The following is a 24,441-nucleotide window of genomic DNA, read 5'->3' on the forward strand; positions in this document are numbered from 1 at the left end:
AAAATGATCTCGCTAATTTAACACCTTTGTGAACTCGCTCCAAACACAAAATCTTTTGCTGGTAGGGTGTTAGATCAAAATACGATGTCTATTTAACACTGTAGCCCGAATTTTGCAGACATGAGTTGCGTTATCTATGGCTAGTAGTGTTTTTGGTTTTGTTAACTTTGTCCGACTAAACCGTACTTTCTGACCATACCTCGTAGCTGGTGATAGCTTAATCCCAACAATTCGGCTGCTTGTCGTTGGTTGAATTTTGCTTCTTCCAAGGCACGATTGAGAAGATTGATATCTTGCTCCTCTTGCCACTGTTTGTAATCGAGAGGAAAGTGGATCGAAGTCGTTTGAGACGAGGCTTCTTCTTGAGGATCTTCGTTTGCCGCAGTATGACCAAGCGCATTGTTCCAACCAGTGGCAAAAGGGTTAAAAATCAGCTCATCAATCGGTTCTGCATTTAGTCCGTGTTGATAGATAGCGCGCTCAATTACGTTTTTTAGCTCACGCACATTACCTGGCCACGAGTAATCGAGCAGGGCTTGTTGCGCTTGATGAGTGAAACCAACGAAGTATTCGAGTTGCAACTCTCGACACATTTTCATTGCGTAATGTTCGGCAAGCGACAGGATATCTTCTTTGCGTTCTCGCAATGGTGGCAACATGATAACGTCAAAGGCTAGACGATCGAGTAAGTCGGCACGGAAATCACCTTGCTCAGCCAGTCGTGGCAAATCTGCATTGGTAGCACACACTAAGCGCACATCCGCGTTAAGAGCGGTATGACCACCGACGCGTTCGTATTCACCGTATTCAATCACTCGCAGCAGCTTCTCTTGCACAAGTAACGGCGCAGTTGCCAACTCATCCAAGAACAAGGTGCCACCTTCCGCTCGTTCAAAACGGCCTTTGTGCTTGCCTTTTGAACCAGTGAACGAGCCGGATTCATGGCCGAACAACTCGGAGTCAATCAAACCTTCGCTTAAGGTCGCACAGTTGAGAGAAAGAAGTGGCTTATCCCAACGTTTTGATAAGTAATGCAAACGTTGAGCGATCAGTTCTTTACCGGTACCTCGCTCACCAATAATGAGGACGGGACGTTCAATTGGGGCGAGTTGTGATACTTTATCCAATACAGCGAGAAAAGCGGGAGATTCACCAATAAGGTTTTGCTTCATAAAATCCTTCTTATTTTTGCTACCTAGCCTAATTTAAGCGCAGAGTTGGTGAATTTTACCAACTGTTGGTGAAAAACATCATAGCATAACGGTGTATAACAACAAGATTACTGATAACCTGTTGATTTTTATAGATTATAAAAGTTGGCATGGTACTTGTTATATATTCAGGGAGACACAAGGTGAATCACCACCTTGTCGAGTTTTAATAGGAAAAAAGAGGAGTTCCGTTATGGGTATTTTTTCTCGTTTTGCAGATATCGTTAACTCAAACATCAGTGCATTGCTAGACAAGGCGGAAGATCCTGAAAAAATGATCCGTCTTATCATTCAAGAAATGGAAGACACACTTGTAGAAGTGCGTACTAACTCGGCTAAAGCGATTGCAGACAAAAAAGAGCTGGCTCGTAAAGTTGAGATGCTAGAAGAGCAAATTGGCGAATGGGGTCAAAAAGCGAGCCTAGCGTTGGTTAAAGAGCGCGAAGATTTGGCGCGTGCAGCCCTAATTGAAAAGCAAAAACTTGAGCAAGTCGTAAAAGGTTTGCACACAGAGCAAACGCTGGTGGAAGAAACGATCAACAAGTTGACTGGTGAAATCGGTAAGCTTGAGAACAAAATCGCAGAAACACGTGCAAAGCAACAAGCGCTAGCGATTCGTAATCAAACAGCGTCTAACCGTCGCGATGTTCAAAAGCATCTGCATACTAGCCGCACCAATGAAGCAATGGCGAAGTTCGATCAATATTCTCGTAAAATTGACGAAATGGAAGCGGAAGCCGATCTGTACGCTCAAACTGGGAATGCAAAATCGCTAGAGCAAGAGTTTGCCGAGCTTCAGGCTCAAGACGAAATTGAAAAAGAGTTGGCAAAACTGAAAGAACAGATGTCATCGCAAGATAAATAAGAGAGGAGCCATTTATGTCGGCATTTTTATTAGTAGGACCAGTGATTGTCTTTTTAATCTTTGTCGCTCCACTATGGCTCTTCTTACACTATCGCAGTAAACGCAAAACGGATAGTGCACTGTCGAGCCAAGACTTAGAGCGCCTTCAGGTACTGTCTGAAAAAGCGGAAGCGATGCAGTCTCGAGTTGATACATTGGAGCGCATCTTAGATGCTGAGTCACCAACATGGAGACGTAAGTATGAATAATCGAGAACTGTATCGTGATCCAGTAAATGGCAAAATCTCCGGTGTTTGTGCCGGATTTGCCAACTACTTTGGTGCAGAAGTTTGGTTGATTCGTATTGTAGTGATTTCTGCTGCCCTATTAGGTGGTACATTCTTAGTGGTGTTAGCGTATATCGCGATGGCATTTATGCTCGAAAAGCAACCCGTGAGATATTCTGAAAACATAAGAGAGCAGCAAGAGCATACGCTTAAAAGTAAGCCTTGGCAGAAAGGACAAAGTCCGGATCAATTACTCAGTGTTTTGGAAAGAGATTTTGACCGTCTTGATGGCAAAATTTGTAACATGGAAGCGTATGTGACGTCCGATACATTTAGGGTAAACCGAGAGTTCAGCAAACTCTAAACTTGATGCATCTATCAATGATTTAAATAAAGCAGGCGACAAGCCTGCTTTTTTATCACAAATTACTAATTTTTAAGCATAATTAATCTTTTGTGCTCTGGAAGTTAATTCATAATTCATCTACTTTAAATGTAATCACTTACTTTTTATGGATGAATGTGATGAGAAAACTGCTCATTCCGATAGCCGTCACGGCTGCATTGTCGGGTTGTGGTAAAGAGCTTCCACCAGTTCCTGAGCCAGAATCTCGCCCCGCAAAACTTTTTACTGTTTCTGTTGGCAACGCACAATTTGAACGCCATTTCCCCGCCACCACAGAAGCCGGTGACAGAGCTGTACTCGCATTTCGTGTCCCAGGGTTGCTTCAATCTATTGAAGTTAATGAAGGGCAAGTCGTTAAAAAAGGCGATGTGCTAGCAGTTCTTAACCCAGATGAATATTCCTTATTGGAAAAGCAAGCAAGAGCGAATTTTGCGTTAGCTGATGTTCAGTACAAGCGCTATAAAAAGCTGCGGAAAGACCAAGTGGTCTCTGAACAAGATTTTGATGAAGCGAAAGCTAATCATAACTCCGCTAAAGCGCAATGGGATCAAGCCAAAGCGAACTTGCGCTACACCCAACTCGTTGCTCCTTACGATGGCACCATTTCTTATCTTCCTGCCGAAAATCATGAATACGTTGCCGCCAAAGAAGGGGTGATGAACATTCAAACCAATCAGGTAATGAAGGTGATTTTTCAACTGCCTGACTATTTGCTCAACCGTTATACGCAAGGCGTGAATGTTTCAGCAAAAATGATATTCGATGCGTTTCCCGAACGCTCTTTCGATCTGACTTTCCAAGAAATTGACACCGAAGCCGACCCAAAAACGGGCAGCTATAAAGTGACGATGGTGATGGAAAGACCGCCAGAGCTAGGCATTCTTCCAGGTATGTCAGGCAATGCGTATCTCGTGTCACAAAACTCCGGAGCGACCAAAATTCCAGATTCTGCGCTCTTTGAAGAAAATGGAAAAACTTACGTTTGGCGCGTTGATGACCAAGGTGTGGTTGCGAAAGCCGACATTACGATGAATGACAACGGACAGATCTTGCAAGGGTTAGCGGATGGCGATCAAATCATTATCTCAGGCATTAATGTCATTGAGCCGGGAATCAAAGTTCGGGCTTGGGTGAAGGAGCGAGGGTTGTAGTATGAAAGGAATCATAACCTTAACCGCGATTTTCGCAGCGCTTACTTTGGCTGGTTGTGGTGAAAAAGGGCCAGAAAGAACCGTCGAAACCCCCAAAGTAAGAGTGGTTTCGCTAGAAGGTAATCGAGTTGATGACAATCTGTATTTTCCAGCTGTTGCGAACGCCGCGGACCGCTCTCATTTGAGTTTCCGTGTGGCGGGTGAAGTGAGTCGCGTCATGGTGCGAGAAGGGGATAAAGTGCAAAAAGGCGCTGTTATCGCCACCCTAGACCCAACGGATTATCAACTGGATGTCGATAATGCCACGGCGAGATTTTCTGTGGTCGACAGTCAATATCGCCGCTCTCGGCCTTTGGTGGATAAAGGTTTGTTGGCGAAGTCGCAGTTTGATGAAATTGCTGCGCAGCGCCAAATCGCGTTGGCGGAGTTGGAACTCGCTAAGTTGCGTTTATCGTTCACCACATTAAAAGCGCCGGTTGATGGCATCATTTCTCGGGTCAATATTGATCAATTTGAGAATGTTCAAGTTGGGCAACATATTGTCAATATCCACAGTCTGGATCGCGTAGAAGTTCTGATTCAATTGCCAGATCGCTTGTACGTCAAACAGCCTCCTACAGAAGAAAGATTAACGGCAATTAATGCGGTGGTTCGTGTTCCTAGTGGCAACGAGTACAAGGCGACGGTTAAAGAGTTCACCACTGAGCCTGATCCAACCACAGGAACGTTTACCGTGACGCTTTCTTTACCGATGCCAAAAGAGGAATACATCCTTGATGGTATGGCAGTTGAAGTGACCTCGAAAGATGAAAAAGTGGGTTTAGAGCTGAACGTTGGGATCAATGTGCCGATTGAGGCAATTTTCAATGCTGATGGAGACGAGCTTGGACGTGAGAACAAGTTTGTTTGGGTGCTGAATGACGACAGTACCATTTCCCGAAAACAAATCCGAACCGGCAAAGCCTCCAAAACCTCGATTCAAGTGCTTGATGGATTAGCGCTTAACGACAAAGTGGTGGTTGCTGGCGTTTCGCGACTCAGAGATGGAATGAAAGTGGAAGTGGTTAAGCAGGAGGCTGGTTTATGAGCGAGCAAAATAAAGTGCCTCAAAGTGATGATGACGTAACGGGCATTGCGGCTTATTTCATTCGAAATCGCGTGATTAGCTGGATGGTGTCTTTGATCTTCTTGATTGGTGGTATTGCTGCCTTCTTCGGGTTGGGACGTTTAGAAGATCCGGCCTTTACCATCAAAGATGCGATGGTAGTGACGTCATACCCAGGTGCGACGCCGCAACAGGTGGAAGAAGAAGTGACGTACCCGCTGGAAAAAGCCATCCAGCAACTGACTTACGTTGACGAAGTGAACTCCATTTCCAACCGTGGTTTATCTCAGATCACCGTGACGATGAAAAACAACTATGGTCCCGATGATTTACCACAAATTTGGGATGAATTGCGTCGAAAAGTGAATGACTTAAAAGTCACCTTACCTCCAGGTGTTAATGAGCCTCAGGTTATTGATGACTTCGGTGATGTGTACGGCATCTTGTTGGCAGTGACAGGGGATGGCTACAGCTACAAAGAGTTGCTGGATTATGTTGACTACTTACGCCGTGAGCTTGAACTGGTCGATGGCGTCAGCAAGGTTTCTGTCTCTGGTCAGCAGCAAGAGCAAGTCTTTATTGAAGTTTCGATGAAGAAGCTCAGCAGTATTGGTTTGTCGCCAAATACGGTTTTTAACTTGCTGTCCACGCAAAATATTGTGTCTGATGCTGGCGCTATTCGTATTGGTGATGAGTACATTCGAATTCAGCCTACGGGTGAGTTCCAAAGCGTTGATGAGTTAGGGGACCTGTTGATCACCGAATCTGGTGCGCAAGGGCTTATTTTCCTCAAAGATGTAGCGGAAATTAAACGTGGCTATGTTGAAGTGCCGAGTAACATCATCAACTTTAATGGCAGCTTAGCGCTGAACGTTGGTGTGTCGTTTGCCCAAGGAGTCAACGTGGTTGAAGTCGGTAAGGCCTTTGATCGTCGCCTTGCCGAGTTGAAGTATCAACAACCGGTTGGTGTCGAAATCTCAGAGATTTACAGCCAACCGAAAGAGGTAGATAAATCGGTCAGCGGCTTTGTGATCAGTTTGGCGCAGGCAGTTGGCATCGTAATTATCGTATTGCTGTTCTTTATGGGGCTGCGCTCGGGTCTATTGATAGGCCTGATCTTGCTACTCACGGTTTTAGGTACGTTCATCTTCATGAAATATCTCGCGATTGACTTGCAGCGCATCTCTCTGGGTGCGTTGGTTATCGCACTCGGTATGTTGGTGGATAATGCCATCGTGGTGGTGGAAGGGATATTAATCGGCACTCAAAAAGGGCGAACGCGATTACAAGCTGCGACGGATATTGTCACTCAAACCAAATGGCCGCTATTGGGTGCAACTGTAATTGCGGTAACGGCATTTGCGCCAATTGGTTTGTCTGAAGACTCCACGGGTGAGTACTGTGGCACCTTGTTTACGGTACTGCTGATTTCCCTCATGCTGAGTTGGTTTACCGCTATTTCTCTAACGCCGTTCTTTGCCGATATTTTCTTTAAGGGACAGAAAATCAAGCAAGGTGAAGGTGAGGAAAACGACCCATATAACGGCATTATTTTTGTGGCATATAAAAAGTTTTTAGAGTTTTGTATGCGTCGCGCGTGGTTAACGGTCGTAGTTTTGATTGTTGGGCTTGGTGCAAGTGTTTATGGGTTTACCTTGGTAAAACAATCGTTTTTCCCATCTTCAACCACGCCAATTTTCCAATTGGATGTGTGGCTACCGGAAGGTACAGATATTCGTGCGACTAACGATAAGCTAAAAGAACTGGAATCTTGGCTTGCTGAGCAAGAGCACGTTGATCACATCACAACAACTGCGGGTAAAGGTCTGCAACGCTTTATGCTGACGTATGCTCCGGAAAAAAGCTATGCCGCTTATGGTGAAATCACTACGCGAGTTGATAACTACGAAGCGCTTGCGCCGTTAATGGCACGGTTTAGGGATCACCTAAAAGCCAACTATCCAGAGATCAATTACAAGCTCAAACAGATTGAATTGGGCCCTGGTGGCGGCGCGAAAATTGAAGCGCGTATTATCGGCTCTGATCCAACGGTGCTTCGCACGATTGCGGCGCAAGTAATGGATATCATGTACGCCGATCCGGGCGCGACCAATATTCGCCACGACTGGCGTGAGCGTACTCAAGTGCTTGAGCCTCAGTTCAACGAGAGTCAAGCGCGTCGTTACGGTATCACTAAATCTGATGTGGATGATTTCTTATCGATGTCGTTCTCGGGAATGACGATAGGTCTTTATCGTGACGGTACTACGTTGATGCCGATTGTGGCGCGTTTACCAGAAGACGAGCGTATCGATATTCGTAACATCGAAGGCATGAAAATTTGGAGCCCTGCGCAGAGTGAGTTTATCCCACTCCAGCAAGTCACAATGGGTTACGACATGCGTTGGGAAGACCCTATCATCGTGCGTAAGAACCGTAAGCGTATGCTTACTGTGATGGCGGACCCTGATATTCTCGGTGAAGAAACCGCATCGACGTTGCAAAAACGCCTACAGCCGCAAATCGAAGCGATTCAAATGCCACCTGGCTATTCTCTAGAATGGGGTGGTGAGTACGAGTCTTCAGGTGATGCTCAAGAGTCTCTGTTCACAACGATGCCGATGGGCTACTTGTTCATGTTCTTGATCACCGTGTTCCTATTCAACTCGATTAAAGAACCGCTGATTGTTTGGCTCACTGTGCCACTGGCATTGATTGGTGTCACCACCGGCTTGTTGGCACTCAATACGCCGTTTGGCTTTATGGCGTTGCTGGGCTTTTTGAGCTTATCTGGTATGGTACTCAAAAATGGCATTGTTCTGCTCGACCAAATTGAAATTGAGATGAAGTCGGGGAAAGAGGCGTATGACGCAGTGGTTGATGCGGCAGTCAGTCGTGTTCGCCCAGTGTGTATGGCAGCAATTACCACCATTTTGGGTATGATTCCTCTTCTACCTGATATCTTCTTTAAACCGATGGCGGTAACGATTATGTTTGGTTTAGGTTTTGCCACCATCCTGACACTTATTGTCGTGCCAGTGTTGTATCGTCTGTTCCATAAAGTGTCGGTGCCGAAATAGGCTTAATGTAAAGTAACGATGTAAAGTTCAGCGCCTCTAGCTGGTGAGTTAGAGGCGCTTTTTATAAGGACGAAAAATGACAGAACACAAAACGTGCGCGTGGGCGATGAACCACCCTCTAGAGCGCGCATATCACGATGCAGAGTGGGGCGTTCCGGTTTATGACGACAAAGTGTTGTTCGAATTTATTACGTTGGAAGGTGCGCAAGCGGGATTGAGTTGGATTACGATTCTGAAAAAACGTGAAGGGTACCGAGAAGCGTTTGAAAACTATGATTTGGACGCGTTGGAACAGAGAAATGAAGAGCGCGCCGAGTTCATCGTCGAAAACTTCGATGTAGTGAAGCATCGCGGCAAAATCAATTCGGTATTTAGCAACGCTAAAGCAGCCAAAGCACTTATTGCTGAATATGGCAGCTTATCAGCGGCGTTGTGGCAGTTTGTCGATGGCAAGCCTGTGGTAAATCAGTGGCATGAAATGAGTGACGTACCTGCTTCGACAGAACAGTCCAAAGCCATGAGCAAGTTTCTCAAAAAGAAAGGCTTTAAGTTTGTCGGTGAAACCATCTGTTATGCCTTTATGCAAGCCGTTGGCATGGTGGATGATCACATCGTTGGATGCCTCAAAAAACAAAACCAATAACGTTTCGTTTATATAATTGCTCAGTTTATACAGCTAGTTCTGGCTGTCATGAATACGTTCCAAGGCTTCGATACGGCGCCATTGAGTTGTCTCGAAGCTTTGCTTCCTCAAATTAGCAATTTCTAACTGCTTCTGTTCGTGACCCAAAAATTCATCATCAAGAATATCTGCACGTTTTTCTAGGTAATTTGTTAGCTCTGTTTCAAACGCCGATCGTTGTTCATCCAATTTTTGCAGCCTTTGCGCGCCTTCTTCTCCTACCAACTCGACGCGAGCAAGATACTTATCCTGTGAACTGAGTAATGCGGTTTGGTCGAGTTGCCTCGTTAAGGCATTGTTGCGTTCACTTTGCTGGATGTACTCAGGTTGTTCAGACAACGCTTGGTTGAGTAGTAGTTGCTGAGAATCAGAGTCTTGCTCGTACGTTTTAATCACCAGTTTCTCTATTGCGAGTTGGCGTAGTCGATTTTCTTCATCAAATAGTTGGGAAATTTGTTGATCGTTAAAGTATTCAAGTTGCAAATTTAGAATGGCTTCATTCAGCCGTTGCAGTTGGTTCAACGACAACGTCGTATCTTCAAGTGGTTCTAATTTAGAAAGCGCCCGTTTGTACGCGAGATAGGTTTGAAACAACTCAACATCAATGCCTAGTGAGTTTTGCTGCGAGATACTTTCTTCAATATTTTCTTGGATTTCTTCAAGGCTATGTTCCCCCAAACCACTTAATGAGTACTCAAAAAAGTCTTTCTGAGAGGAGAGGTCGATAGTAGTGTCATGTTGCGATTGAGCCATCTTGGGTTGTGGTGAGTCCGATACGTAGAGGGAAGCCGCTCCCACACCGAGAAGCAAAAGAATGGATACAGCGATAAGAGCGACTTTCGTCATGGGGAATTCCTGTTACAGTCCTTGCAGTTTCAAACGATTCGCATGCTGGCGATACAGCGTGACGGGGTCGGTTTCAAAAAGATGGTGGATACCGAGTAAACCGTTAATTTCGTCCAAGTGATTCATTTTGTAATCATCACGAATGACTTTTCCTAAATGAGTGCTGCATGCGCCAACGAGCCCATCGTTTGGCCCATCGAATGCCAAGCCGAGTACCATCATGGCTGCGTCTGTCGGATCGAAAACGTTGGAAAAAGTGGATGATCCGGTCCATGAGTAGTAATACACACCGTTCGGTGCCAGCAAATCACCGTCGCCACATTCGCTGGTTGGAATGCCTTCAGGGTAGTGTTGGTTAAAAGCTAGCGAGCCTTCCGTCGTTAATGCGGCTAAGGAAGCCAGTGGATCTTGATCAAGATCTGAACCACCTGAAAGCAGATTGATCAGAGTGGTTAACCCCTGCGCGAGTTTAACGGCTAACTGTTCTGTCCCCGAGCCTTCTGGAACAGTGCCGCGTACTAAGTCTGCGACTTTTGAGCCTTTGTTCACTCCGCCGATACTGGTGACAGAAGCCACTAAATCAGGGCGTACAGAGGCTACATAACGCGCTGTTGGGCCACCATGGCTGTGACCAATGAGGTTCACTTTGCTAGCACCTGTGGCGGCGAGTAAGGTTTCGACTTGAGAAAGAAGCTGCTCACCGCGGGCTTCGCTACTGTTTGTCGCGGAAACTTGTGCCACATAAACTGTAGCGCCATCTTTGGTTAATGAGTGAGGGATACCAAAGAAATAATCCACGCCAGCCAGCGAGTCAAAGCCGAACAAACCATGAACCAACACAATGGGGTATTTGGTTTGCGTATAGCCAGTTGCGGCGTTGGCTGAAGCAATCGGCAGGGTAATTAGAGTAAAAAGCAACACTGCTATGAGTTTGAGTTTCAAAGTTATCTCCTTGTGGTATGACCTCTTATGAGTGGTAAAGGGTAGGAGACAAATTGAGAAGATGGGAAGTCTTCATGTAGCACATGTTTTTATTCTGTGATTGCTCAAATGAAAAACAACACAAATGATGAACATTGAAGGAGAGGAAGAAGGGAGGCGGTAGATCTCCAGTTATTTCATTAGCTTATAAAAAAGCCCTGCTGAGCAGGGCGATAACATGAGTTATTTCAGAGAGACTTCTTTTTCAAGCATTAGGGCGTTGTATCGAGCAAATCCGGCTTCTAAATCGGCGATTAAGTCTTCAACATCTTCCAAGCCCACATGAATACGAATCAGAGTGCCTTCAAAGTTCGGATTGGCGACCGTGCGTAAGCTGTTAAAGCTGCGAGGTTCGTTAGCCAAAATCAAACTCTCATAACCACCCCAAGAGTAACCCATGCTGAAGTGTTTCATGCCATCAAGCAAAGCTGTGGTCGCTTTTGGATACGAGGTTTTCAGCACAAATGAGAACAAGCCATTGCCGCCAGTAAAATCACGCTCAAAGAACTCATGACCAGGGCAAGTCTCTAGGGCAGGGTGACGAACATGATCCACTTCAGGGCGGCTTGCCAACCACTGTGCGACTTTCAAACTGTTTTCAGCGTGCTGGCGTAAGCGAACATCCAAAGTGCGAATGCCTCGTAGGCCAAGGTAAGCGTCATCAGGAGAAACGCATTGACCCATCAGGTAGCTTTGTTCGCGAAGCTGATCCCAGTATTTCTCAGACGCTACTGCGGTGCCGAGCATGACGTCAGAGTGTCCAACGATGTACTTTGTCGCCGCTTGAATAGAAATGTCCACGCCATGCTCGAAAGGTGAGAAGTTCACGCCTGCGCCCCACGTGTTATCGAGCATCACAATGATATCGTGCTCGTGAGCGATGCGCGCCATGGTTGGAACGTCTTGAACTTCCATCGTGATTGACCCCGGCGATTCAAGAAACAGTATTTTGGTGTTTGGTTGAATCAAATCACGAATGTTTTCGCCGATCATCGGATCGTAGTAAGTGGTTTCTACGCCCATCTTTTTCATTATCACGTTGCAGAAATCACGCGTTGGTTCGTAACACGTATCAACCATCAAAATATGGTCGCCAGCTTCGACGAAAGAAAGGATCGCGTTAGAAATGGCTGCCGTTCCACAAGGGTAAAGAGCACAACCCGCGCCGCCTTCGATCTCGACCATTGCATCTTGAAAAGCAAAGTGAGTGTTAGTACCACGACGCCCGTAAAACAGCGTTTTGTTTGCGCGGTTTATTGCGGCTTGGTTTTTCTCTGCAACAGTATTAAACACGACAGTAGAAGCGCGTTGTACTGGCGGGTTTACCACGCCGTTGGTCCACTTCTTATCGCGGCCTGCGGTAATGAGTTTGGTCTTTTTGCCCTCTGACATAAAAATTCCCTGTCTTAAATATTACAATTTGGATTATTTAAAACATGGACGACATAGGGTTTGCAAGGGAAAAGTCACATATCGACCAATAACCGTTTGGATTGAACGTTTAGAGCGCCGTGTGGTAGCGATGATTACATGAGACGTATTGGGGAAAGCACAGAATAGTCGATGCGAAAAGTAAGACGCAGATAAAATAAACCTCCAGCATGGACTCTCATTACTGGAGGTTTGAACTGAAATGGTCACTGATTTAGAGCAATGGGTTGAAGAGGTAGAACACACGCTCAAGGAAACGAGAATAAAGGCTACGTTTTTCCCACTCGTCCAAAACGACAGGATGAGATTGCTTGATATAACCATCTTGCAACCATGACAATTGCTTGGTGAACTCTTCATCGTCGACAGCCAGAGTGACTTCAAAGTTCAGCCACAGGCTGCGCATGTCCATATTCACCGTACCAACCAAACAGAACTGGTCGTCGATAACGACCGATTTGGTGTGCAGCAAGCCACCATAGAACTCGTAAATTTTCACGCCAGCGGCCAAAAGTTCGCTGTAGAAAGCGCGCGATGCCCACTGAACCATAAGTGAGTCATTTTTGTGCGGTATGATCAGCTCAACATCAATACCGCGCTGCGCCGTCATTTTTAACGTCTCAAGCAAGTCGGTATTAGGTACAAAATACGGTGTTGTGATTCGTACCGAACGATTGGCTTGGTTAATTGCCAAAGTAAGCACTTGATAAATCAAATACTCTGGCATGCCGGGACCAGATGGAACCACCTGAATCGGATGTTGGTATTTGCTGTTGTCAATTTTGCACTCCGGCAACTTCGGCAGATAACGTTCGCCCGTTTCTACTTCCCAGTCCCAGCAGTGAATCGCACTCAGTACGTTTACGGTTGGCCCTGTAACTCGCACCATGATATCGATCCAACGCCCAACGCCGCTGCTCTGTTTAAAGTATGCAGGATCGACAAGGTTCATTGATCCTGTATAGGCGATTTCATCATCAATGACGATGATTTTACGGTGCTGGCGAAGATCAAGACGACGTAAGAACATACGCCACATCTTCACTTCGAGTGCCTGAATAACCTCGATACCCGAATCTTTCATCATTTTGTACCAAGGACTTCTGAAGAAGCGTGGGCTACCCGCAGAGTCCAGTAGTAGCTTCACATCCACACCACGTTTAGATGCTTGGATAAGAGCGGATGCTACCGAATCGGCCAAGCCGCCTGGGTGCCAAATGTAGAACACCATTCGAATGCTCGTTTTGGCATTCTCGATGTCTTCGATGATGGAGTGCAGAATTTCATCAGGAGATTGTTGCAAGGACAGAGTATTCCCGCTCAGAGCAGGTAGCCCAAGACGGTTGTTACACAGTTCATCGATGCGGTAGATATGGCGACCCATGGTTTCAGGCATGTGTGCGTGGCAATCATTGAGTTGACTAAACCACTTGGCAAAAGGGGTAAACATCTCTTTTGCTCGTTCAGCTCGTTTTCTGCCTAAGTTCAGCTCACCAAATAGGAAATAGCACGCAACGCCAAGCACGGGAAGGATATAGATGATCATTAGCCAAGCTAAAGACACGCTCACCGCACGACGCTTCAAAACAACGCGTAAAGTAACACCAGCAACTAAGAACCAATACAGTCCAATGCCAGTAAGAGTAAGAAAATGATAGAACTTGTCCATATACGCTCAAAGTAATATGCCCATCTAGGATATTAAGCATAAAAGTGGGTTGGGGGAACAGATTTCCCAATGAGAAGTGGGATTGACCCTACATGAGGAACAAATTTCATAACAGGTGATTCTGTTATTTTAATGTGAAAAATAAGGCTATTCTTTAACTTTTGAACAAAAAAGCAGCATTTAACGTGCGTAATACTACACTTGTGCGATAAATGTACTTTTTGGGGTTCCAATTCTAATGGGGAACTGCTTTACTTGCTATACATAGAGCGTCGAACAAACTTCTTATAAGTGTATATAAATATTTACACAAACATTTTAGACGCCTATCTCTATGCATACACAACACAACAAATCTTTGGAGAATAAGCGTGGCTACAACTAATACAGCAGCACCACGTGATACGTGGGGGTCTAAATTAGGCTTCGTAATGGCAGCAGCGGGTTCCGCTGTTGGTTTGGGTAACATCTGGAAGTTCCCGTACACAGCAGGTGAGAGTGGCGGCGGTGCGTTCGTTGCGATCTACCTTTTCTTTGTTATTTTTATCGGTTTTAGCGTCATGCTTACTGAGTTCGCTATTGGTCGTAAGACAGGTCTATCAGCAGTAGGCGCATTTAAATCCACTGACCGACGCTGGACGTTCACCGGCGTGATTGGTGTATTTAGTGGGCTACTTATCATGGGTTTTTACCCTGTCGTAGGTGGTTGGGCGTTAGCGTACATTTTTAAAGTCGGTGGTGGTCTACTAAGTACGCCAGAGGCAATCGGTGACAGCTTTGGTGGTTTCATTTCTGATCCGCTACAACCGCTGTTCTGGATGGGTGTGTACCTTTTCCTCAACGTACTGATCGTAATGAAAGGTATTTCTGGCGGTATCGAAAAAGCGGGTAAAGTTCTTATGCCGCTGCTGTTCATCATCTTGATCATCGTATCGGTGAAAGGTTTGATGCTTCCAGGTGCGATGGCAGGTCTTGAGTTCTTGTTCATGCCAGACTTCTCAAAAGTAGACAGTAACGTGGTACTTGCAGCATTAGGTCAGGCGTTCTTCTCATTGAGTCTTGGTATGGGTTGTATGATGACTTATGGCTCTTACTTGAAGAAGAAAGAGAACCTCGTTCAAACAACAGGCATGGTTACGGCAATGGATACCGGCGTAGCGATCCTTGCTGGTGTCGCGATGTTCCCTGCAATGTTTGCTTTCGGCATGGAACCAGCTGCAGGCCCAGGTCTGGTGTTCGTCGTTGTCCCTCAATTATTCGCGGAAATGGGCGGTGTGATTGGTTTGCTACTTGCGCTTCTGTTCTTCATCGGATTAACGGTAGCGGCGCTTACCTCTTCGGTTTCATTGTTAGAAGTAGTGGTTTCTTACCTTATCGATGAGAAAGGCATGAAACGTTCTAACGCAGTAGTTTCAGCAAGTGTCGTGATGGCATCACTTTGTGTCTTTGCATCGCTTTCGCTAGGCGGTATGGGACCAACGCTATTTGGTACTGGCGCATTCGATATCTTCGACCTACTGACAGACAAAATCTTCCTAGCGGTTGGGGGGATGTTGGTATGTATCTTTGCTGGCTGGCGCTTAAATCGTGCAGAGCTTGAAAAAGAAATCACGAATGATGGCGAAGTATCATTCCCACTATTTGGCTTATGGTACAACCTCGTTAAATACGTCATTCCGGTAGCGATTGCTATTGTTGCCTTCATGGGCATTAAGTCTGGCTTCGATAGCGGCAAAGGCGAAATCATGGTTTTAGGTATCGCGATTATTGGTTTTGCAGGATTACTTTCGAAGAAACTGTAAACAGCTTAAAAAGATAAAGAAAAGTGGGGGCTTAGTAAGGCTCCCGCTTTTTTTTGTGTCTGTAGGATAAGACTGACATTTTTAGATTAATTGTGTTTTTTTATAAAACTTTAATTGCAATGTGATGTTTGTCACATAAAATGCGCAACCACTGCAAAGGGGTGTCTATCGTCCCGAAATAATTCATGTGCAGATTGATACAGCAATGTCTGCACAGAACATAATTTATAAGGAACCTTGTCAGTGAAAATGTCAGTTCGTAAAAAGTTATATGCGAGCTTTGGTGCCATTTTGGCAACCATGTTGGTGATGATCGCGATTATTACGTTTGAAGTGATTAATTCACATAAAGTGGCACAAGAAGTCAGAACAGACGACGTCCCAGAGACCATTGGATACATGGCTTTGATCGATGAAGCTGGGGATATTTATCGAGATGCTGTCGGTATGATCATCAATACCAGTGGTGCACAACGTGAATATCAATCGAACAAGAAAGAGTTTGCCTCTGCGTTGGCTGATGTACAACGTCTTGAAACCGCTGGTGGAGAAGACTATCGCAATATCGAAAAAATTGAGCAGCTTATGGCGAATTTTACGTCGAGCTTTGAGAGCCAAATTCAGCCGAATATTGGGCATCGCAGTTTAGAAGAAAACGTTGAGCAAGTCCGTCAGTTGTACGAGGTGAATCTAGCTCCAATTGAAGACATGCTCAATGCGGCAACGGCAGAAGGCCGCCAAAGCACACATGATGCGCTTCTCCAATTGACCGATTCATTCAACGATATTGAGAACACCATTTACGCGCTAGGTACGCTTGCGGCGATCGCAACAGTGTTTATTGCATACTGGTTGTCTAATTCAATCACAGGGCGTTTGACCGCACTGGATACTTTGGCACAACGTGTGGCGGAAGGTGATTTGACAGCTTCTCCTATCAAAGACGAATCGGGTGATGAGCTTTCTAACTTAGCGACCTCTTTAAATAAAATGCAGGCATCTCTAACGGGGTTGATTGGCTCTATTTCAGTCGTGTCTGAAGAAGTTAAGTCGGTCACGAGTGAGCTGTCTGTTGTTAGCCAAGACATTGTTTCTGGTGCGAGTAGCCAAGCCGACAAAGCGAACCTCATCGCAACGGCAGCAGAAGAGCTGAGTTTGACCATTTCACAAGTGGCGGAACAAGGTGCGTCTACGTTTGAAGAAGCTCGTAAATCAGAAGCCACAGCCGAGCAAGGTCGTACGGTCATTGTTGAAATGGTAGAGAGCATTCAACAGGTATCGAAGCAAATGGCGGACATGTCGGTTCAGATGAATCACCTTGGTGCTCATGGCGAGAAAATTGGCGCAGTCATTAAAGTGATTGAAGACATCGCAGAGCAAACTAACTTGCTTGCGTTAAACGCGGCAATTGAAGCTGCACGTGCGGGTGAGTTTGGTCGCGGGTTTGCGGTTGTGGCTGATGAAGTCCGTGCACTTGCTGAGCGTACGACGAAAGCAACACAAGAAGTAGGCGAGATTATCCAAGCGATTCAAGTTGGCACGCAAGAAGCCGTGACTTACACCGAAGATGGTTGCCGTTTGGTGGAAATTGGTGTTAGCCAAAGCTCGGGAGCGGTGGAATCATTGGAAGAAATCGTTGCTGGTGCAGGGCACGTGCAAAGCATGGTGAACTCTATTGCGACCGCAGCCGAAGAGCAAACTGCGGTGACAAAAGAAATTGCCGCAGATATTACGTCGATCAGCGACATTTCGGTTCGCTCACTGCAACTAGCGAATGACAGCTCACAAAGCGTAGAAGGTTTGAACCGCAAGGTACACGAGTTGGAAACACTAGTGGGTAAGTTTAAGCTCGCCTAATCAATCAGAATCGGTATACTTCTGGCTCCAAACGTGGAGCCAGTTTTTTATGTTCGATATTCTACATACCCATCCCGATTTTCTGATCATCAATAAGCATCCCAACGTCTCTGTTCATAAAGACGATGGCGACACAATGCTGTTGCAAGAAGTGGCTAAGCAGAGTGGTGATGAGCAGCTCTATCTTATCCATCGCTTGGATAAAATGACGTCGGGTATTCTGCTCCTCGGACGCAACGCCAAAGCGGCCAGTGCGTTATCGCAAGCCTTTGCTGACCGCCAAGTGGAAAAGTTCTATCTGGCGATTGGCGCTAAAAAGCCGAAAAAGAAACAAGGTTGGGTGATAGGTGATATGGAGCGTTCGCGCCGTTCATCATGGAAGCTGGTCAACAGCAAAAACAACCCAGCCGTCACCCAGTTTTTCTCTCTTACGGCAGAGCCCGGAGAGCGCCTATTTTTATGTAAGCCACACACTGGTAAAACGCATCAAATCCGCGTGGCATTAAAATCGGTTGGCTCAGGTATTGTTGGCGACCCGATTTACAATGCAGGCAATGAGGCTGATCGCGGTTACCTGCATGCATTTTCACTTTGCTTCCAATACCGAGATGAGCAATATCGCTTTGTTTGCGATCCACGAGAATACCAAGTGCTGGGTAACAAATGGCACAGTGAAATCGTCTCTCAGGGTTTGGATACTTGGCTTTCCCCTTGGGAACTGAACTGGCCTACGATCAAATAACCGTCACAAAGAAAACTAATAAGAGAACTCGATGCAAGCATCACAACTTCCGCTGTTCTTTCAGCATCTAGAAACCGAGCTCGCGCAAGCTCCGAACGAAATTCGTCGACTGTTTCATGGTCGTGGCCGTCGTTTTGAGGGCTTAGAGCAAATCACCTGTGATTGGTTACAAGGTCAGTTGATTATCAACTTGTTTAAAGAAGTCGACGACGCGTTTCTCGCTGAGCTGAAAAGCGGCCTCAATGCGTTGGCACAATCACAACTGTGGGCAAATAAGCAAGGTCGCACTATGGTTCTTCAGCACCGTTATGCCGATGGTGCGCCTTCAGAAGTGCTTGTCGGTGAATTAGACGCTCGCCCTGTCGTTGAAGAAAACGGTTTGAAATACCAATTGGATATTGGTCGCAACCAAAACTTCGGTCTGTTTTTGGACATGCGCTACGGTCGTAATTGGGTTCGCGAAAATGCGAAGCACAAAAACGTGCTCAACTTGTTTGCTTACACCTGTGGCTTTTCTGTCGCTGCCATTGCGGGTGGCGCAGATAAAGTGGTTAACGTCGACATGGCAAAAGCGTCGCTGTCTAAAGGTCGTGAGAACCACAAGCTAAATGGTCATAACATCAACCAGGTAAGCTTTATGGGGCACGATATCTTTAAATCGTGGGGTAAGATTAAAAAATCTGGTCAGTATGATTTGATTATCATCGATCCGCCGTCATTCCAGAAAGGCAGCTTTGCGCTGACTAAAGATTACAAAAAGATTCTACGTCGGTTGCCAGATTTGTTGGCAGAAAGCGGTCAAGTGATGGCATGTGTGAACTCGCCATCTGTGACAAGCGACTTCTTGATTGAAAGCATGAAAGAAGAAGCGCCAGAGTTGACATTCCGTGAGCGTCTGGATAACCCACCAGAGTTTATGGACGTAGACAGCGAAGCTGCATTGAAAGTGTTGTTATTTAGCTAAAAGACTTTTGTTGCAACAGAAGTAACATCAAAAAAAGCGCCGCGAAACATCTAGACAGACGTATCGCGGCGCTTTTTTGTATTTGGAAAACTAACCAATCTGCACTTCAAGATCCGCTTTGATGGTTGATGAGCAGGCGAGCACATAGCCTTGTTCAATTTCTTCTGGCGTTAATGTTTCTAGGCTGGTGGAAGAGACGTTGCCTTGACGAACCTTGCATTTGCACGAGCCACAAATGCCGCTACGACAAGCGACGATTAATGGTAAACCTGCGCCTTCAAGCACATCGGCCAGTACCTGACCTTTTTGCGCATCGATGTTTTGAGCAAAGTCAGGAACGGAAACACGAACAGCTTCATCGGAGACCGATGTTTCTGCGCCAGTCGCTGGCGTAAAACTCTCTTGGTAGAAGTTTGTCATGTCAAAACCAAGGTCATTCAAATAGCCGTGAACATCTTGCATAAACTGGCTTGGACCACACAGGTAAACGGTACGTTGCTTGAAATCAGGAACAAGCTCTTTAAGCCAGTCGGCATTCAAACGACCTTGTGGGTGTGACGTTCCTTCGCGGTTTTTCAGCAACAGCTTTAAATGGAAGTTGGGATACACAGCGTCGAACGTTTCTAGCTGATCGTAGTAAATCGTCTCTTCTGGGCTGCGTGCGATATGAAGAAATGCGATGTCCACATCGTTGTCGTTTTCATCTTGATTACTCAGCCAGTGTTTTGCCATCGAAAATACGGGCGTGACGCCGCAACCTGCACTGATAAGCAAGGCTTTTGTTTCGCCATCACGTAAAACGGGTGGATGGTCAATGCAGTTAAATTCGCCCGTTGGTGGTAATGCTTGAACGGTATCACCGAGCAGCAGCGAGTCAACGATGTAGTTCGATACTTTACCGCCAGATACTCGTTTGATGGTGAGTTGAAGGTGATCGTCTTCATTGATCGAGCTGATTGAATAGGCACGAAACTCCATTTTTCCATCAATTTCGACGCCCAAGTTAATAAACTGGCCAGGTTTAAACTGAAACAGAAGTGATTCGGTTAGTTCGGCCAATTTGATGCTGACGGTGTCGTGTGTTTCGAAGTATTTGTCGATGCAACGGAGTGTGACGGGTTGGTTACCTTGCCATTCAAAAAACATAACAATCTCTTTGGTTGTGGCTATTTTTAGTTCGAAATAGATAGCGCCTCCACGTAAGGAGGCGCGAACAAGCAAGTTTATTAAGCTGCTAGGATAGCTTTTAGATCATCCTGAACATTGCCAATACTGCGCATATCGAACTTCTCTTGGATGATGGCGATTAGGTTTGGCGTAAGGAATGCCGGTGCAGTAGGGCCTGTGTAAATGCCTTTCACGCCCAATGCAAATAGCGTTAGCAAGATAACGATCGCTTTTTGCTCGAACCAAGAAAGTACAAGCGTGAGTGGTAGCTCATTGATGTCACAGTCAAACTCTTTCGCCAGTGCAAGTGCAAGCTGGATTGCAGAGTAAGCATCGTTACATTGGCCCACATCCAATAGGCGAGGGATACCGTTGATATCGCCGAACGTATTCTTGTTGAAGCGGAACTTACCACACGCCAAGGTCAGGATTAGCGTGTCTTCTGGCGCTTCAGCCGTAAAATCGGTGTAGTAGCTGCGTTCAGCTTTATCACCATCACAACCGCCGACTAGGAAGAAGTGTTTGATGTTGCCTTGCTTCACTTGATCGATAACCGCAGGGGCGGCATTCATCAGTGCATTGCGACCAAAACCAACCGTGATGTGGTGTTCGATTTCATCGTGTTGGAAACCGTCTTGCGCTAGAGCACATTCAATCACTTGGCTAAAATCATCGCCTTCGATGTGAGCCACACCAGGCCAGCCAACAATACTACGAGTGAATAAACGGTCTGCGTATTGACCCACATTTGGATTCAATAAGCAGTTTGACGTCATTACGATTGCGCCAGGGAAGTTTGCGAATTCTTTCTGTTGGTTTTGCCATGCGCTGCCGTAGTTGCCGACAAGATGAGGGTATTTCTTCAGCTCTGGGTAGCCGTGTGCAGGCAGCATTTCACCGTTGGTGTAAACGTTGATGCCCTTGCCTTCGGTTTGTTGCAGGATTTTTTCTAGGTCATGCAAATCATGGCCAGAGACAAGAATACATTTGCCTTTTACTGATTTGACGTTCACCGTTGTTGGTTCAGGATGGCCGAAGGTCGTAGTTTCACCTTGGTCGAGCATTTCCATCACTTTGTAGTTCATCAGGCCAATGCGCATTGAGCAATCAAGTAGTTCGCCAAGATCTTCAGGATCTGTGCCTAACCACGCCATGATTTCATGGTATTCGGCATAGATATCGTTGTTGGTTTGCTCAAGAACGCGTGCGTGCTCCATGTACGCTGCGGCACCTTTAAGTCCGTATAGGCAAAGTAGGCGTAGGCCAATAACATCTTCATGTACTTGGTCTTTACCACGGTTAACCGCGACTTGAGGAGCAAAAGCTAAGATAGCTTCTGCGCTGTCTGGTAGCTCAAAGTGAGCAACCGCAGGAATGTCAGCGACTTCGGTATCGGCAAGCGTTGCTGCAGACATCACTTGCTCTTTTAACAATGCTTTGTACGTTGCAGCTTGAGAAGTTAACTCCAGGATGCGTTCAGGGTCGAAGTTAACGTTCGTCAATGTAGAGAAAAATGCCTTGGGTGCCCATTGGTTGATTTCATCGTTAATGATGTTGAATTCAAGTGCTTTTGATGCCCAAAAAGAAACCCCTTGCAGTGTGTAAACCAACACGTCTTGTAGGTCTGATACTTCAGAAGTTTTGCCACACATGCCTTGTGCAAAAGAACAACCTTTAACAGCAGGGGTTTGAATTGTCTGTTCACATTGAATACAGAACATATTGGGTTCTCCAGTGATTGTTTTAATAGTCGTGATGTTGACCACTAGAGAGCAGAATGCGTGCCAATTATTATCTTGTTGATTTTTAATGGTTTTGTTTGTTTTTGATAGGGCGGGTGATGTAATTAAGACAACATAAACGATGTCTTAATTACATCGGATTCTTGTGGTTGGTTATTTATTGATCCCGAGCTTTTTACCCATTCGATATAAGTTACCGCGATCCATTTGTAAAAACTCCGCCGCTTTTGCCCAAACGCCACCAGTTTGGCTCAAAGCATGTTCAATTAAATCACGCTGATAGCTTTCTATTAGCTCTCGCATTGGTTGGCTTTCTTTGGGTAAATAATGTGATGTGTTTTTTACATCATCGAGAGCCAATGAGGTGTCGAAATGGTTAAGCATGATCGTGCTTGCGCCTTGTTGAATGGCGTGCAAAGCCGCGCGAGTTAAAGTGTGTTCGAGCTCGCGCACGTTTCCGTACCAAGGTAAAGATTCCAATTGAGTCAACACTTTAGGATGAACGTGCAGATTGGGTGCATTGAATTGTTGGCGTACTTTTTCCAACAAATATCCTGCTAAAACGGGAATATCCCCGTCACGGGCACGCAGTGGGGGGACTTGGATTGGGAACACGTTCAAACGGTGGAAAAGGTCTGCTCGAAACGTGCCAGCTTCGACCTCTTTTTCTAATTGTCGATTGGTCGCGGCGATGATGCGCACATTGACCATCAAATGCTGATCGCTACCTACACGTTGCAGCTCGCCTTGCTGAATTACGCGCAGCAATTTTGCTTGCAAAATCAAAGGCAGTTCACCCACTTCATCAAGGAAAATCGTTCCACCGTCTGCCAATTCAAACTTACCGGCACGGTGGCTATTCGCACCTGTAAATGCGCCTTTGACATGGCCAAACAGTTCACTCTCAGCCAGACCTTCAGGCAGGGCCGCACAGTTGACGTAAATCATCGGCTTATCGCTACGATGAGATTGCGCGTGCACCGAGTGCGCGACCAGTTCTTTACCAGTACCGGTCTCTCCTGTGATAAGTACCGCGTAATCTGATTGAGCAACGGTCGCAATGTTGTTTCGTAACTGGTTGATCTGCGGACTTAAACCCACCATTTCACCATGTTGAGAACGGGCTTGCTGGATAAGGGTTTGAGTGACGCTTTTTTGCTTCTGGTTTTGCGCTTTGAGTGCTTTTAATTGAGCAATGTTACGCAATGTCGCAGCGGTCAAAGCCGCAAAGGTTTCGATAGCGACAGGGTCAATGTCATCAAATGCGCCAATGGTTAGGGCGTCCATGGTTAACGCGCCAACAAGTTGTCCTTCCACATACAAGCTAAAGCCCATGCAATCGTGAACATCAATGCACTGGTCTTCGGTTAATAGTGTGCCGTCAAAAGGATCAGGCAGTGAACAATCGGCATCGAAACGCACCGGCTCACGGCTATGAATAATGGCATCTAAGCGTGGATGTGCTTTGGGGAAATAGCGACGACCTAAGACCGAGCTGGATAAGCCTTTTACCGCGACAGGAGTCAGAAACCCATCCTCATCGAAGATAAACAGGCAGCTCGCATCACATGGGAATACTTGCGCGACCCCATCAATGAGGTTTTGATATTGCTGCTCGTGAGAGCGATTAGAGCTGAGGTTTAGCGCGATATTAAGGAGTACGTGGTCAACAGTCGGTGTCATAACAAGCCCAAAGTTATCTGGAATGGGCTCATGTTAGCAATTTGATGTCATTTGAACATCGAAAGGTGTGGGAGGTTGATGTTCCATTGACGACGATCAAATTTGATACAAATAGAATCGCGCAAGCCGATGAGTAAGCAACGTACGCTTGCGCGGACTAAGCTCTTTGAGCCAAAACAGCAGACCAATGGAACGGAGTCATCGTGTTCAAATTAGCGAGGTACAACCCTTGCGTCATTACCAGACATGTTGATTTGAACGGCTTGGCCTGGCTGGAAAATCATGTTTGGGTTTGCTTCTTGAACGACAGATATGATCTTTCCATCCTCTAATCGAATGGTCAGGTTCACACCATTTCTTTTCGCGGTTGCTTCGGCGGCTTTACTACCTGCATAACCACCTAATAAACCACCACCAATGGCTGCGATATCCGAGCCAGAACCGCCCCCAATTTTCGAACCCAAAATACCACCCACGGCAGCCCCTGCTATTGTACCGATGGCGTTGGATTGGGTAGAGGCATCAATGGTTACGGGTTCTACTTTTTCTATCGTGCCGTAGTAAACCTGCTGAACTTTGCGAGTGTCGGACGAGCCGTATGCATCTCCGTACGGGTTAGGTGAGCTACAGCCGCCAAGCACGATCGCACAAGTAATGGTGAGCAACATGCCTAACTTGATGTGTTTTTTCATATAGCCTCCGAATGGTTTCTCCACCCAAAGAGTATATACCTCAATTTAGCATGTGCTTTGATGCGTTAATAAACAGTCGCTTAGTGATGTTTTTTCTCA

The 24,441-nt window shown here is 46.0% G+C and carries 20 protein-coding genes; 11 read left to right on the forward strand and 9 right to left on the reverse strand.

Annotation, left to right across the window (positions count from 1 at the left end):
• Positions 1–161: 161 nt before the first annotated feature.
• Entirely contained in the window at positions 162–1,172 is a 1,011-nt protein-coding gene (pspF, locus tag DYB02_RS07120; protein ID WP_005495684.1) for a phage shock protein operon transcriptional activator, read from the reverse strand.
• Between the two features lie 232 nt (positions 1,173–1,404).
• On the opposite strand from pspF, the gene pspA reads away from it, so the two are divergent.
• The 7 genes from pspA to DYB02_RS07155 all read left to right on the forward strand — a co-directional run bounded on the left by pspA (position 1,405) and on the right by DYB02_RS07155 (position 8,727).
• Positions 1,405–2,076 (forward strand): phage shock protein PspA, encoded by a 672-nt coding sequence (gene pspA / locus DYB02_RS07125; protein WP_005462360.1) that lies wholly within the window; start codon positions 1,405–1,407, stop codon positions 2,074–2,076.
• 14 nt (positions 2,077–2,090) lie between these two features.
• Positions 2,091–2,324, forward strand: coding sequence for an envelope stress response membrane protein PspB (gene pspB, locus DYB02_RS07130; protein ID WP_015296543.1), 234 nt, complete (start codon positions 2,091–2,093; stop codon positions 2,322–2,324).
• Positions 2,317–2,706, forward strand: a complete 390-nt coding sequence (gene pspC / locus DYB02_RS07135; RefSeq protein WP_029804851.1) for an envelope stress response membrane protein PspC — start codon at positions 2,317–2,319, stop codon at positions 2,704–2,706. The genes pspB and pspC overlap by 8 nt, the downstream gene beginning before the upstream one ends.
• Positions 2,707–2,867: 161 nt before the next feature.
• Positions 2,868–3,899, forward strand: coding sequence for an efflux RND transporter periplasmic adaptor subunit VmeG (gene vmeG / locus DYB02_RS07140; RefSeq protein WP_005462329.1), 1,032 nt, complete (start codon positions 2,868–2,870; stop codon positions 3,897–3,899).
• 1 nt (position 3,900) lies between these two features.
• Positions 3,901–4,986, forward strand: a complete 1,086-nt coding sequence (gene vmeH, locus DYB02_RS07145) for an efflux RND transporter periplasmic adaptor subunit VmeH (RefSeq protein WP_005478901.1) — start codon at positions 3,901–3,903, stop codon at positions 4,984–4,986.
• The gene (gene vmeI / locus DYB02_RS07150; protein WP_005462306.1) at positions 4,983–8,084 is read left to right on the forward strand and encodes an efflux RND transporter permease subunit VmeI; all 3,102 of its coding nucleotides are present in this window, start codon (positions 4,983–4,985) and stop codon (positions 8,082–8,084) included. Before vmeH ends, vmeI begins: the two co-directional genes overlap by 4 nt.
• Before the next feature lie 76 nt (positions 8,085–8,160).
• Positions 8,161–8,727: a DNA-3-methyladenine glycosylase I gene (locus DYB02_RS07155; protein ID WP_029804853.1), complete on the forward strand. Its 567-nt coding sequence runs from the start codon at positions 8,161–8,163 to the stop codon at positions 8,725–8,727.
• Between the two features lie 33 nt (positions 8,728–8,760).
• On the opposite strand, the gene DYB02_RS07160 is transcribed toward DYB02_RS07155, so the two are convergent.
• The 4 genes from DYB02_RS07160 to cls form a co-directional block, all read right to left on the reverse strand.
• A complete protein-coding gene (locus DYB02_RS07160) occupies positions 8,761–9,612 on the reverse strand; it encodes a lipase secretion chaperone (protein ID WP_029804855.1) in 852 nt (283 codons plus the stop codon).
• Positions 9,613–9,624: 12 nt separating this feature from the next.
• Positions 9,625–10,554 carry an esterase/lipase family protein gene (locus tag DYB02_RS07165; RefSeq protein WP_017448345.1) on the reverse strand — a complete coding sequence of 310 codons (930 nt, stop codon included), beginning with the start codon at positions 10,552–10,554 and terminating at the stop codon, positions 9,625–9,627.
• Positions 10,555–10,776: 222 nt separating this feature from the next.
• Positions 10,777–11,985: a cystathionine beta-lyase gene (locus DYB02_RS07170; protein WP_029845783.1), complete on the reverse strand. Its 1,209-nt coding sequence runs from the start codon at positions 11,983–11,985 to the stop codon at positions 10,777–10,779.
• A gap of 253 nt (positions 11,986–12,238) precedes the next feature.
• Positions 12,239–13,693, reverse strand: a complete 1,455-nt coding sequence (gene cls, locus DYB02_RS07175; protein ID WP_005462347.1) for a cardiolipin synthase — start codon at positions 13,691–13,693, stop codon at positions 12,239–12,241.
• A 371-nt stretch (positions 13,694–14,064) separates the two neighbouring features.
• Here cls and DYB02_RS07180 point away from each other — a divergent pair, with 371 nt between their 5' ends.
• The 4 genes from DYB02_RS07180 (at position 14,065) to DYB02_RS07195 (ending at position 19,058) form a co-directional block, all read left to right on the forward strand.
• On the forward strand, positions 14,065–15,495 hold the full coding sequence (locus tag DYB02_RS07180) for a sodium-dependent transporter (protein ID WP_005462328.1): 1,431 nt from the start codon (positions 14,065–14,067) through the stop codon (positions 15,493–15,495).
• Positions 15,496–15,738: 243 nt separating this feature from the next.
• The gene (locus DYB02_RS07185; RefSeq protein ID WP_029806111.1) at positions 15,739–17,352 is read left to right on the forward strand and encodes a methyl-accepting chemotaxis protein; all 1,614 of its coding nucleotides are present in this window, start codon (positions 15,739–15,741) and stop codon (positions 17,350–17,352) included.
• Positions 17,353–17,401: 49 nt separating this feature from the next.
• Positions 17,402–18,094, forward strand: coding sequence for a TIGR01621 family pseudouridine synthase (locus DYB02_RS07190; RefSeq protein WP_029806112.1), 693 nt, complete (start codon positions 17,402–17,404; stop codon positions 18,092–18,094).
• 31 nt (positions 18,095–18,125) lie between these two features.
• On the forward strand, positions 18,126–19,058 hold the full coding sequence (locus DYB02_RS07195) for a class I SAM-dependent methyltransferase (protein ID WP_029806114.1): 933 nt from the start codon (positions 18,126–18,128) through the stop codon (positions 19,056–19,058).
• Positions 19,059–19,148: 90 nt separating this feature from the next.
• Here the strand turns inward: DYB02_RS07195 and DYB02_RS07200 are convergent, their stop codons facing one another.
• The 4 genes from DYB02_RS07200 to DYB02_RS07220 form a co-directional block, all read right to left on the reverse strand.
• Positions 19,149–20,204: an FAD-binding oxidoreductase gene (locus tag DYB02_RS07200; protein ID WP_029803989.1), complete on the reverse strand. Its 1,056-nt coding sequence runs from the start codon at positions 20,202–20,204 to the stop codon at positions 19,149–19,151.
• Between the two features lie 80 nt (positions 20,205–20,284).
• Positions 20,285–21,946, reverse strand: coding sequence for a hydroxylamine reductase (hcp, locus tag DYB02_RS07205; RefSeq protein ID WP_029803988.1), 1,662 nt, complete (start codon positions 21,944–21,946; stop codon positions 20,285–20,287).
• A gap of 174 nt (positions 21,947–22,120) precedes the next feature.
• A complete protein-coding gene (gene norR / locus DYB02_RS07210) occupies positions 22,121–23,650 on the reverse strand; it encodes a nitric oxide reductase transcriptional regulator NorR (protein ID WP_020903951.1) in 1,530 nt (509 codons plus the stop codon).
• Positions 23,651–23,862: 212 nt separating this feature from the next.
• Positions 23,863–24,342, reverse strand: a complete 480-nt coding sequence (locus DYB02_RS07220; protein ID WP_005462302.1) for an outer membrane lipoprotein — start codon at positions 24,340–24,342, stop codon at positions 23,863–23,865.
• Positions 24,343–24,441: the final 99 nt, after the last annotated feature.

The sequence above is a fragment of the Vibrio parahaemolyticus genome (assembly GCF_900460535.1).
Taxonomy (GTDB): domain Bacteria; phylum Pseudomonadota; class Gammaproteobacteria; order Enterobacterales; family Vibrionaceae; genus Vibrio; species Vibrio parahaemolyticus.